At 62.0% G+C, this 11,677-nt stretch carries 13 protein-coding genes; 12 read left to right on the top strand and 1 reads right to left on the bottom strand.

What is annotated here, in order from left to right:
- The first annotated feature begins 236 nt into the window (after positions 1–236).
- Positions 237–1,025: a lysostaphin resistance A-like protein gene (locus J3P85_RS09155; RefSeq protein ID WP_434705546.1), complete on the top strand. Its 789-nt coding sequence runs from the start codon at positions 237–239 to the stop codon at positions 1,023–1,025.
- Between the two features lie 77 nt (positions 1,026–1,102).
- Entirely contained in the window at positions 1,103–2,668 is a 1,566-nt protein-coding gene (locus J3P85_RS09150) for a methyl-accepting chemotaxis protein (protein WP_434705545.1), read from the top strand.
- A 191-nt stretch (positions 2,669–2,859) separates the two neighbouring features.
- Here J3P85_RS09150 and J3P85_RS09145 read toward each other — a convergent pair whose 3' ends face one another.
- Positions 2,860–3,546: an alpha/beta family hydrolase gene (locus J3P85_RS09145; protein ID WP_434705544.1), complete on the bottom strand. Its 687-nt coding sequence runs from the start codon at positions 3,544–3,546 to the stop codon at positions 2,860–2,862.
- A 96-nt stretch (positions 3,547–3,642) separates the two neighbouring features.
- Between J3P85_RS09145 and ccoN (J3P85_RS09140) the strand changes: the two genes are divergently transcribed.
- From ccoN (J3P85_RS09140) to J3P85_RS09095, 10 genes are all read left to right on the top strand, one after another.
- Positions 3,643–5,067: a cytochrome-c oxidase, cbb3-type subunit I gene (ccoN, locus tag J3P85_RS09140; protein WP_186705242.1), complete on the top strand. Its 1,425-nt coding sequence runs from the start codon at positions 3,643–3,645 to the stop codon at positions 5,065–5,067.
- 10 nt (positions 5,068–5,077) lie between these two features.
- Entirely contained in the window at positions 5,078–5,686 is a 609-nt protein-coding gene (gene ccoO, locus J3P85_RS09135) for a cytochrome-c oxidase, cbb3-type subunit II (protein WP_053120686.1), read from the top strand.
- A gap of 5 nt (positions 5,687–5,691) precedes the next feature.
- Entirely contained in the window at positions 5,692–5,892 is a 201-nt protein-coding gene (locus J3P85_RS09130) for a cbb3-type cytochrome oxidase subunit 3 (protein ID WP_186705243.1), read from the top strand.
- Positions 5,889–6,842, top strand: coding sequence for a cytochrome-c oxidase, cbb3-type subunit III (gene ccoP, locus J3P85_RS09125; RefSeq protein WP_411386932.1), 954 nt, complete (start codon positions 5,889–5,891; stop codon positions 6,840–6,842). The genes J3P85_RS09130 and ccoP (J3P85_RS09125) overlap by 4 nt, the downstream gene beginning before the upstream one ends.
- A 481-nt stretch (positions 6,843–7,323) precedes the next feature.
- Positions 7,324–8,766, top strand: coding sequence for a cytochrome-c oxidase, cbb3-type subunit I (gene ccoN, locus J3P85_RS09120; protein WP_053120682.1), 1,443 nt, complete (start codon positions 7,324–7,326; stop codon positions 8,764–8,766).
- Positions 8,766–9,374 carry a cytochrome-c oxidase, cbb3-type subunit II gene (gene ccoO, locus J3P85_RS09115; protein WP_072407855.1) on the top strand — a complete coding sequence of 203 codons (609 nt, stop codon included), beginning with the start codon at positions 8,766–8,768 and terminating at the stop codon, positions 9,372–9,374. Before ccoN (J3P85_RS09120) ends, ccoO (J3P85_RS09115) begins: the two co-directional genes overlap by 1 nt.
- 5 nt (positions 9,375–9,379) lie before the next feature.
- On the top strand, positions 9,380–9,565 hold the full coding sequence (locus J3P85_RS09110) for a CcoQ/FixQ family Cbb3-type cytochrome c oxidase assembly chaperone (RefSeq protein WP_003183474.1): 186 nt from the start codon (positions 9,380–9,382) through the stop codon (positions 9,563–9,565).
- Positions 9,562–10,545, top strand: coding sequence for a cytochrome-c oxidase, cbb3-type subunit III (gene ccoP / locus J3P85_RS09105; RefSeq protein ID WP_186705245.1), 984 nt, complete (start codon positions 9,562–9,564; stop codon positions 10,543–10,545). Before J3P85_RS09110 ends, ccoP (J3P85_RS09105) begins: the two co-directional genes overlap by 4 nt.
- Before the next feature lie 152 nt (positions 10,546–10,697).
- Positions 10,698–10,952, top strand: a complete 255-nt coding sequence (locus J3P85_RS09100; RefSeq protein ID WP_434705542.1) for a type II toxin-antitoxin system Phd/YefM family antitoxin — start codon at positions 10,698–10,700, stop codon at positions 10,950–10,952.
- Entirely contained in the window at positions 10,953–11,363 is a 411-nt protein-coding gene (locus J3P85_RS09095; protein ID WP_434705541.1) for a type II toxin-antitoxin system VapC family toxin, read from the top strand.
- Positions 11,364–11,677 lie beyond the last annotated feature (314 nt).

Genomic DNA, 11,677 nt, shown 5'->3' with positions numbered 1-11,677 from the left:
GCGAGCAAGCTCGCTCCCACAGGTTTTATAACTGACCGACCGCTATTTAACAGGCACTGTTTTTGGATCAGCCCGCCTATAATCCCGCCAGCACCCACACAACCGCGCCAGCCAAACCGCCAGCCCTTCCTGCGCATGAATCTGCATGGACACAAATGTGCTCTTTGCGCGACACAGTGGCGTCGAAGACCCGACGGCCGCCCTCGCCCAGAGTTCTCCCGCTAAAAGGATGTTGTATGCCCGCTCTATCCTGGCTTCACCTGGCCCTTCTTTCCATCGGCTATGGCTTGGCGCTGCTCTACGGCCAGTTGGCCTGGACCGCAGTCATCTCGGTGGCGCTGCTGCTGTTCGCCGGGTATGCGGTTCGCCAGCAACAGACCCCGGTTGGCCAGTTTCTCGGGCATGCGCTGTTCATTGTCATGGCCCTGGCATTGGCCCTGCACTGGATGCCTGGCTTCTTCAACGGCCGGGCCATCGCCCCCCAGCGCTTGACCGATGACGCCGTGCCGTTTGCCATGTACCTGAACCAAGACAAGCCGCTGATCGGTTTCTGGCTATTGCTGGCCTGCCCCTGGATCGTCGGCCGGCGCTCACTGCGCCTGTCCGTCCAGGCCACGGCACTGGGCCTGGGGCTGAGCGCGGTGCTGGCCCTCGGCGGGGCCGTGCTGCTGGGCATGGTCCATTGGGCGCCGAAGTGGCCGGATCACGCCTGGTTGTGGACCGCTAATAATCTTTTATTGGTCACGATCGTGGAGGAAGCGCTGTTTCGTGGCTACATTCAGGGGGGCTTGAGTCGACGTTTCAAACATTTGGCCCAGGGCGACAACCTGGCGCTGCTCCTGGCCTCGCTGCTGTTCGGCCTGGTGCACGCCGGCGCGGGCTGGCAGTGGGTGCTGTTGTCGGGCCTGGCGGGGGTCGGTTACGGCCTGGCGTATCGTTTTGGCGGCCTGGGCGCGGCGATTGCCACGCACTTTCTGCTCAACCTGCTTCATTTCGCCCTCTTTACCTACCCGATGCTGGCGTGATAGCGACAGGCAAAAATAACTTCAACTAAAACCTGACGACGCCGACAACCTTTCAAAGCCTTGCGGATCTACACACCATGCGTAACAACCAACCCGTCACACAACGCGAAAGGACCTTCCCGGCCCAGCAACGATTGATTTCCACCACCGACACCAAGGGTGTGATTACTTACTGCAACGATGCTTTCGTTGAAGTCAGCGGGTATTCGAAGGAAGAACTGATCCGTGCGCCGCACAATCTCGTGCGCCATCCCGATGTCCCCTCCGCCGTGTTCGCGCACATGTGGGGCACACTGAAACAAGGCTTGCCATGGATGGGCATCGTCAAGAATCGCTGCAAGAACGGTGACCACTACTGGGTCAACGCCTATGTCACGCCCGTGTTCGAGGGCAATCAGGTGGTCGGCTACGAGTCGGTGCGGGTCAAGCCCACCGCCGAGCAGATCGGCCGCGCCGAAGCCCTCTATCAACGCATCAACCAGGGCAAGTCCGCGGTGCCGGGCAGCGACAAGTGGTTGCCGATACTGCAGGACTGGCTGCCGTTCATCCTGGTCAGCCAACTGGGCTTCGTCGTCGGCGCGTTCCTGAATTCTTCCTGGGGCTTTGCCCTGGCCGCCCTGCTGTCGGTGCCCTTGGGGCTGATGGGCCTGCAATGGCAGCAACGCGGGATCAAGCGCCTCCTGCGCCTGGCCGAACAAACCACCTCCGACCCGCTGATCGCCCGGATGTACACCGACAGCCGCGGCGTCCAGGCACGCCTGGAGATGTCGATCCTCAGCCAGCAAGCGCGCCTGAAAACCTGCCTGACCCGCCTGCAGGACACCGCCGAACACCTCAACGACCAGGCCCGCCAGTCCAATACCCTGGCCCACGACAGCTCCAGCGGCCTGGAACGTCAGCGGGTGGAAACCGAACAGGTCGCCACGGCCGTCAACCAGATGGCGGCAACGACCCAGGAGGTCGCCAGCCACGTGCAGCGCACCGCCGATGCCACCCAGGAAGCCAATCGCCTGACCAGCCGCGGCCGCGACATCGCCGGGGAAACCCGCGAAGCCATCGAGCGGCTATCGGTGGTGGTGGGTGAGACCGGTCAAACCGTCACCCAACTGGCCAAGGACAGCGACGAGATCGGTGGCGTGGTCGACGTGATCAAAGGCATCGCCGACCAGACCAACCTGCTGGCCCTCAACGCGGCCATCGAAGCGGCCCGTGCCGGCGAGATGGGCCGCGGCTTTGCCGTGGTGGCCGACGAGGTAAGGCAACTGGCGCAACGCACCAGCGAATCCACCGGGCAGATCCACGCGCTGATCGCCAAGCTCCAGCAGACCGCCACCAACGCCGTGCAAACCATGGACGCCGGCCACCGCCAGGCCGAAGAAGGCGTGGCGCGGGTCATGGAAGCGGACCAGGCGCTGGTGGGCATCAGCGAAGCCGTGGCGCATATCACGGACATGACCACCCAGATCGCCGCCGCCACCGAGGAACAAAGCTCAGTGGCCGAGGAGATCAGCCGCAACATCAGCAACATCTCGGAACTGGCCGACCAGACTTCGGGACAGGCCCACAGCTCGGCGCTGCTCAGCGAAGAGCTGACCCGGACAGCCAATACGCAGTATTCGCTGGTGGAGCGGTTCAACCGCTGATAGATGCCTGCCCAATAAAAAACCGGGAAGGTGTTGCTTCCCGGTTTTTTATTGCCAATTCAAAAATGGTGTCGCGTTATGAACCATCTTCGCGAGCAAGCCCGCTCCCACAAGGGATTGCAGTTGTTCATGCGAACGCATTCTAAAATGTGGGAGCGGGCTTGCTCGCGAAGAGGCCAGGACAGGCGCTATCAATCCTGAAGAAACGCTGCCACCTTGCCTGCAGCAGCCTCCAAATGCTGCTCATGACTAAACCCTGAAACCTTCAGCGGCTTGAGGTCATGATCCCCCGCCACCAACCACAACACCTCGATGCTCGGTGACAAGGCGTAGCCCTGCACCGCCTCCCGGTTACCCAACGCATCCCGCTCGCCCTGGACGATCAAGGTACGGGTCTTCAATGCTGCCAAGTGCTCGACCCGCGGTTTCTCCGGCTTGCCCACCGCGTAGAAGGGATAGCCCAGGCATACCAACGCATCGGCGCCCAGCTCATCGGCCAGCAGGCTCGCCATCCGCCCCCCCATGGACTTGCCGCCAATGGCCAGCCGCCCAGCGACATAAGGCCGCACCTTGGCGTACACCTCTCGCCAGCATTCGAGCAGCTTGGGCGCCGGGTTCGGTGGACGCTTGCCGCCATCCAGACGCTGGGCCATGTAGGGAAACTCGAAGCGCAACACGTTGACGCCTTGTGCGGCAAGGCGTGCGGCCATTTCCTCCATGAAGCCGCTGTCCATCGGCGCACCGGCACCGTGGGCCAGGATCAGGGTCGGTGGTTCGGCGCACACCCCGGGCCGCGCGGCCGTCCACAACCAGCCATGTTGCTCCACGCACCGCGCCCATTGATCCCCGTCAATACTGGCCTTGTGCTGTTTGTCCATGCTTGCCTCGCTTTTAGTCTGCCTATAACTCCAGGCGAAGAACGCCGCACTGCCTTGCGCAGGCGCTCACTTCGGCTGAACCGTGGATGGGGAACCATGAACACTTCTATCAGTACCGCCTACAACTACAAGGTGGTCCGCCAATTCGCCATTATGACGGTGGTGTGGGGCATCGTCGGCATGGGGCTCGGGGTTTTTCTCGCGGCCCAATTGGTCTGGCCGCAGCTCAACTTCGATTTGCCCTGGACCAGCTTCGGTCGCCTGCGCCCGCTGCACACCAACGCGGTGATCTTCGCCTTCGGCGGCTGCGCGTTGTTTGCCAGTTCGTTCTACTCGGTGCAACGCACCTGCCAGACCCAGCTGTTTGCGCCGAAAATCGCCGCGTTCTGCTTCTGGGGCTGGCAACTGGTGATCCTGCTGGCGGCCATCAGCCTGCCGCTGGGCTACACCAGTTCCAAGGAGTACGCCGAACTGGAATGGCCGATCGACATCCTGATCACCATCGTCTGGGTCGCCTACGCCATCGTGTTCTTCGGCACCGTGGCCAAGCGCAACACCAAGCACATCTATGTCGGTAACTGGTTCTTCGGCGGGTTCATCCTGACCGTGGCGATCCTGCACATCGTCAACAACCTGGAACTGCCGGTGAGCTGGACCAAGTCCTACTCGGTGTACGCCGGGGCCACGGACGCGATGGTGCAATGGTGGTACGGGCACAACGCCGTAGGCTTTTTCCTCACCGCAGGTTTCCTGGGGATGATGTATTACTTCGTGCCGAAGCAGGCCGAACGCCCGGTGTATTCCTATCGCCTGTCCATCGTCCACTTCTGGGCGCTGATCACCCTGTACATCTGGGCCGGCCCGCACCACCTGCACTACACCGCGCTGCCGGACTGGGCACAGTCCCTGGGCATGGTGATGTCACTGATCCTGCTGGCACCGAGCTGGGGCGGCATGATCAACGGCATGATGACCCTCTCCGGCGCCTGGCATAAGTTGCGCAGCGACCCGATCCTGCGGTTCCTGGTGGTGTCCCTGGCGTTCTACGGCATGTCGACCTTCGAGGGTCCGATGATGGCGATCAAGACCGTCAACGCCCTTTCCCACTACACCGACTGGACCATCGGCCACGTACACGCCGGCGCGCTCGGCTGGGTGGCGATGATTTCCATCGGCGCGCTGTATCACATGATCCCGAAAGTCTTCGGCCGGCCACAGATGCACAGCATCGGCCTGATCAACGCGCACTTCTGGCTCGCGACCATCGGCACCGTGCTCTACATCGCCTCGATGTGGGTCAACGGCATCGCCCAGGGCCTGATGTGGCGGGCGGTGAACGAGGACGGCACGCTCACCTATTCCTTCGTCGAAACCCTGGTGGCCAGCCACCCAGGCTTCGTCGTGCGGTTGGCGGGCGGGGCGATCTTCCTCATCGGCATGCTGCTGATGGCCTACAACACCTGGCGCACCGTGCGGGCCTACCAGCCTGCCGAAGCCGCCGCTGCCGCGCAGATGGCCTGAGGAGTCCGCCATGAAACACGAAACAATTGAAAAAAACGTCGGCCTGCTGATGCTGCTGATGGTCCTGGCCGTGAGCATTGGCGGCCTGACCCAGATCGTGCCGCTGTTCTTCCAGGACGTGACCAACAAGCCGGTGGACGGCATGAAGCCCTACACCGCCCTGCAACTGGAAGGCCGCGACATCTACATCCGTGAAGGCTGCGTCGGCTGCCACTCGCAGATGATCCGTCCGTTCCGCGCCGAGACCGAGCGCTACGGCCACTACTCCGTCGCTGGCGAAAGTGTCTGGGATCACCCGTTCCTGTGGGGTTCCAAGCGTACCGGGCCGGACCTGGCACGGGTCGGCGCGCGCTACTCCGATGATTGGCACCGCGCCCACTTGTACAACCCGCGCAACGTCGTGCCGGAGTCGAAAATGCCGGCCTACCCCTGGCTGGTGGCCCAGGCAGTGGACAGCAGCCACACCGAAGGCAAGCTGCGCGCCATGCGCACCCTCGGCGTGCCGTACACCGACGACGACATCGCAGGCAGCGTGGCCTCGCTCAAGGGCAAGACCGAAATGGACGCGCTGGTGGCCTACCTGCAAGTGCTCGGCACTGCCATCAAGAGCAAGAGGTGAGCCTGATGTTCTTTGAAATGAGCACTGGAATGATCCGTGGGCTGGGCACCGTCGTGGTGTTCATCGCCTTCATCGGCCTGATCCTGTGGGTGTTCAGCAGCAAGCGCGGACCGGAGTTCGCCCAGGCGCGCCTGCTGCCGTTCGCCGACGAGCCACCCGCCGATCTCACCCCCCAAGACCCTGCAACAAGGAGTACCCGGCCATGACCACCTTCTGGAGTACGTGGATCTGCGTACTGACCCTCGGCAGCCTCATCGGCCTGACCTGGCTGCTGATCGGCACCCGCAAGGGCGAGACCAAGGGCAGCGTCGACCAGACCATGGGCCACAGCTTCGACGGCATCGAGGAATACGACAACCCACTGCCGCAGTGGTGGTTCCTGTTGTTCGCCGGCACCCTGGTATTTTCCGTCGGTTACCTGGTCCTCTACCCGGGCCTGGGCAACTGGAAAGGCATCCTGCCCGGGTACGAAAACGGCTGGACCGGCGCCCATGAATGGGAAAAGGAAATGGCCAAGGCCGACGCCAAGTTCGGGCCGATCTTCGCCAAGTTCGCGGCCATGCCCGTGGAAGAAGTCGCCAAGGACCCACAGGCCTTGAAGATGGGTGGCCGCCTGTTCGCCTCCAACTGCTCGGTCTGCCACGGCTCGGACGCCAAGGGTGCCTTCGGCTTCCCGAACCTGGCCGACAGCAACTGGCGCTGGGGCGGCGCCGCCGAGACCATCAAGGCGACCATCATGGGCGGGCGCATGGCGGCGATGCCGGCCTGGGGGGAAGTGCTGGGGGAGTCCGGGGTCAAGAACGTGGCCGCCTATGTTCGCCACGACCTGGCCGGCCTGCCTTTGCCGGCGGACAGCGGTGCCGACCTGCAAGCCGGCCAGCAGGCCTTCAACACCACCTGCGTCGCCTGCCACGGGGCCAACGGCCAGGGCACCGAAGCCATGGGGGCGCCGAACCTGACGCAACCGGCCGGCTTCATCTACGGCACCAGCCTGACCCAGTTGCAGCAGACCATTCGCCATGGACGCCAAGGCCACATGCCGGCACAGAATGAGTTGCTGGGCAATGACAAGGTGCAACTGCTCGCGGCTTACGTCTACAGCCTGTCCCAAGGTGTCGGCACCGAGCGCCTGCAAGCGGAACACAAAAGCGAATAAATCCTGACCACACGAACAGCCGCATTCATCTGGATGCGGCTGCTCCGTGCCCCTGCGCGACTCATTGTCGCACCCTCCCATGGTCTTTCTTTCGGTTCCCCTGAATCAGGTCTAAGCTTGCCTTTGCGTGCGCTGGCGACTGCCGGTTTCAGGTCGATCCGACCCGATGCGTTCGACAATCGTTCGACAAAAAGGCCGCAAAGGCAGGTGAATACCGGCTGTTGCGACAGTTGCCTGGCATCACCCGAACGCCGTGTTCGAACACACCCCGTTACAACCGACCTGACCCCCTCGCCTCTTTCCTTCGTTGCGACATTTTGCCGAGGGCCAATTTTGTCCCTACACCGAACATGGAAAGGCCGCAGAATCAGCTTTGGAAAGCATTGACCCAGGTCATGGCGCGTTGCAATGACCCCCCGCTTTCTCCATACTTGCGACCGATTTTTATCCTAATAAAACACCCAAACCGTGGAACCTTAGAATGAGCACAGCAATCAGTCCGACTGCTTATAACTATAAGGTAGTCCGCCAGTTCGCCATCATGACGGTGGTCTGGGGGATCCTTGGCATGGGGCTCGGTGTCTTCATCGCCTCGCAACTGGTCTGGCCGGAGTTGAACTTCGATCTGCCATGGACGACATTTGGACGCCTGCGCCCGCTGCACACCAACCTGGTGATCTTCGCCTTCGGTGGTTGTGCGTTGTTTGCCACTTCTTACTACGTCGTGCAGCGAACCTGCCAAACGCGACTGATTTCCGACAGCCTCGCCGCCTTCACCTTCTGGGGTTGGCAAGCGGTGATCGTCGGCGCGATCGTGACCTTGCCCATGGGTTTCACCACCACCAAGGAATACGCGGAACTGGAATGGCCCCTGGCTATCCTGCTGGCGATCGTCTGGGTGACCTACGGTTTGGTGTTCTTCGGCACCATCGTCAAGCGCAAGACCAAGCACATCTACGTCGGTAACTGGTTCTACGGTGCCTTCATCGTCGTGACCGCCATGCTGCACATCGTCAACCACGCCTCCCTGCCGGTCAGCTTCTTCAAGTCGTACTCGGCCTATTCGGGCGCGACCGACGCGATGATCCAGTGGTGGTACGGCCACAACGCCGTGGGGTTCTTCCTGACCACCGGCTTCTTGGGGATGATGTACTACTTCGTGCCGAAACAGGCCGAGCGTCCGATTTATTCCTATCGCCTGTCCATCGTCCACTTCTGGGCGCTGATCACCCTGTACATCTGGGCCGGCCCGCACCACTTGCACTACACCGCGCTGCCGGACTGGGCACAGTCCCTGGGCATGGCGATGTCGATCATCCTGCTGGCGCCAAGCTGGGGCGGCATGATCAACGGCATGATGACCCTGTCGGGTGCCTGGCATAAATTGCGCACCGACCCGATCCTGCGCTTCCTGGTGGTATCCCTGGCGTTCTACGGCATGTCGACCTTCGAAGGCCCGATGATGGCCATCAAGACCGTCAACTCCCTGAGCCACTACACCGACTGGACCATCGGCCACGTACACGCCGGTGCACTCGGTTGGGTTGCGATGATTTCCATCGGCGCCATCTACCACATGATCCCGAAACTGTTCGGTCGTGCGCAGATGCACAGCACCGGCCTGATCAACGCGCACTTCTGGCTCGCGACCATCGGCACCGTGCTCTACATCGCCTCGATGTGGGTCAACGGCATCACCCAAGGCCTGATGTGGCGTGCGATCAACGACGACGGCACCCTGACCTATTCGTTCGTCGAAGCGCTGCAAGCCAGCCACCCTGGCTTCATCGTGCGTGCCCTGGGCGGCGCGTTCTTCGCCAGCGGCATGCTGTTCATGGCCTACAACGTGTACCGCACCGTTCGTGCCTCTGACCCGGCTGAAGCTGAAGCCGCCGCCAAGATCGCCGTAGTTGGAGCTCACTGATGAAGCACGAAGCAGTAGAGAAGAATATCGGCCTGCTGGCCTTCTTCATGGTCATCGCCGTGAGCATCGGCGGCCTGACCCAGATCGTTCCGCTGTTCTTCCAGGATGTGACCAACAAGCCGGTCGAAGGCATGAAGCCGCGTACCGCCCTTGAACTGGAAGGCCGTGACATCTATATCGCCAACGGCTGTGTCGGCTGCCACTCGCAGATGATCCGTCCGTTCCGCGCCGAGACCGAACGCTACGGCCACTACTCCGTTGCCGGCGAAAGCGTCTGGGACCACCCGTTCCTGTGGGGTTCCAAGCGTACCGGCCCGGACCTGGCCCGCGTTGGCGGCCGCTATTCCGACGACTGGCAGCGTGCGCACTTGTACAACCCGCGCAACGTGGTGCCTGAGTCGAAAATGCCGGCCTACCCGTTCCTCGTAGAAAACAAGCTCGACGGCAAAGACACCGCCAAGAAAATGGAAGTCCTGCGTGCCTTGGGCGTGCCTTACACCGACGAAGACATCGCCGGTGCCAGGGATGCCGTCAAGGGCAAGACTGAAATGGACGCGCTGGTGGCCTATCTGCAAGGCCTGGGCACCATCATCAAAAGCAAACGGTGATTTAGATGGATATCGGGATGATTCGTGGCCTGGGCACCGTCGTCGTGATGGTGGCCTTCATCGGTCTGGCCCTGTGGGTGTTCAGCCCCAAGCGCAAGTCGGAGTTTGACGACGCGACCTTGCTGCCGTTCGCGGATGATCCCGAAGCCATCAAGCACGTCGAGCAAGCTTCTAGGAGTAACAAAGAATGACTACATTCTGGAGTCTGTACGTCACAGTCCTCAGCCTGGGAACGATCTTCGCCCTGACCTGGCTGCTGCTGTCGACCCGCAAGGGCCAGCGCAGCGAAGCCACCGAAGAGACGGTTGGCCACTCCTTCGACGGGATCGAGGAGTACGACAACCCGCTGCCGAAATGGTGGTTCATGCTGTTCGTGGGCACCATCATTTTCGCCCTCGGTTACCTGGTGCTCTACCCTGGCCTGGGCAACTGGAAAGGCCTGCTGCCAGGCTACAACTACCTGGACACCGAAAAGCAGACCGCCTTCGCCAACGGCCAGACCGGCTGGACAGGCGTTCATGAGTGGGAAAAGGAAATGGCGCGCTCGGACGCCAAGTTCGGTCCGATCTTCGCCAAGTTCGCCTCCATGCCGATCGAAGAAGTCGCCAAGGACCCGCAAGCCCTGAAGATGGGTGGCCGCCTGTTCGCCTCCAACTGCTCGGTTTGCCACGGTTCCGACGCCAAGGGTGCCTACGGTTTCCCGAACCTGACCGACGCCGACTGGCGCTGGGGCGGTGAGCCGGAAACCATCAAGACCACCATCATGGGTGGCCGTCACGCCGTGATGCCGGGCTGGGCTGCCGTGGTGGGCGAACAAGGCGTGGCCGACGTGGCCGCCTACCTCGTGACCGGCCTGCACGGTCGCAAACTGCCCGAAGGCGCCAAGGCCGATCCGGCCAACGGCCAGAAACTGTTCGCGGCCAACTGCGTGGCCTGCCACGGTCCTGCCGGCAAGGGCACGCCCGCCATGGGCGCACCTGACCTGACACATCCAGCGGGCTTCATCTACGGTTCGAGCTTCGCTCAACTGCAGCAGACCATCCGCTACGGTCGCCAGGGCCAGATGCCGGCCCAGGCCGACCTGCAAGGCAACGACAAGGTCCACCTGCTGGCGGCCTATGTCTACAGCCTGTCTCACGGCGAAAAGGCTCCGGCCGCTGACGCCCAGTAAGACAAGTCGCTGATACACGAAAGGCCCCGCCAATCTGATTGGCGGGGCCTTTTTGTTACCGGCAGAAAAACCTGGGCAAAGCTGTTGCGCTTGCGGCCTCTCCACACCAGTAGTAACGTGCCTACATTCCAACTGAACATGAGGGCACGCCCATGTCCATCACCACCCTCTCCAGCCGTGAATTCAACCACGACACAAGTGGTGCCAAAAAAGCCACCCGCGAAGGGCCGGTGATCATCACCGACCGTGGCAAGCCGGCCCATGTGCTGCTAAGCATTGAGGAGTACCAGAAACTGACCGGCCTCGGCACCAGCATTGTCGAGTTGCTGGTCATGCCCGATGCGCCGGACATCGACTTCGAGACCGAGCGCGCCGCCATCACGCCTCGCTCGGTGGACCTGTCCTGAATGTTTCTACTCGATACCAACGTCATTTCCGAACTGCGCAAATCCCAGGCAGACAAGAACGTCCAGGCCTGGGCGCGCAGCGTTCCCGCGCCCAGCCTGTATGTCTCGGCGATTACCGTACTGGAACTGGAAACCGGCGTGCTGCGCTTCGAACGCAAGGACCCGACGCAAGGCAGCCGCTTGCGGGCCTGGCTGGATGATCATGTGCTGCCGGCCTTTGCTGGCAGGATCCTGGCCGTGGACCGTGCCGTCGCGCTGCGCTGCGCTCGCCTGCATGTGCCTGACCGCAGCAATGAATGTGATGCATTGATTGCCGCGACCGCGCTGGTCCATGGGTTGACCGTGGTGACCCGCAACGTGAGTGATTTCCAGAGCTGCGGCGTGGCGGTGCTCAATCCTTGGGTTGGCTGATGCCTATTTGGCAGTCACAAGGTGGGCTTTTTGTGGCGAGGGAGCTTGCTCCCGCTGGGTGGCGAAGCCGCCCCAGAAAATCCAGACCGCACCAGCCTGATTTACGACGGCTGCGCCGCCGAGCGGGAGCAAGCTCCCTCGCCACAAAGGGCCTCCTCGCCACGAACAGGGGAGCCCTCAGAATGTGGCCTTCGTTTCGCCAACGCCTTCGACTGTCTATAGTCAATTGATCTGGATCATGACTTGTTACATCCGCTACACCATTCGACCCAGACGCCCAACGCGACCAAAGGTCGCACCCTTGAGCCAGAGCG

It is taken from the genome of Pseudomonas sp. Z1-12 (genome assembly GCF_051132015.1).
GTDB classification, from domain to species: Bacteria; Pseudomonadota; Gammaproteobacteria; order Pseudomonadales; family Pseudomonadaceae; genus Aquipseudomonas; species Aquipseudomonas zanjanensis.
The sequence above is the reverse complement of the archived record's forward strand: the minus strand, read 5'-3'. Positions and strand labels throughout refer to the sequence as shown.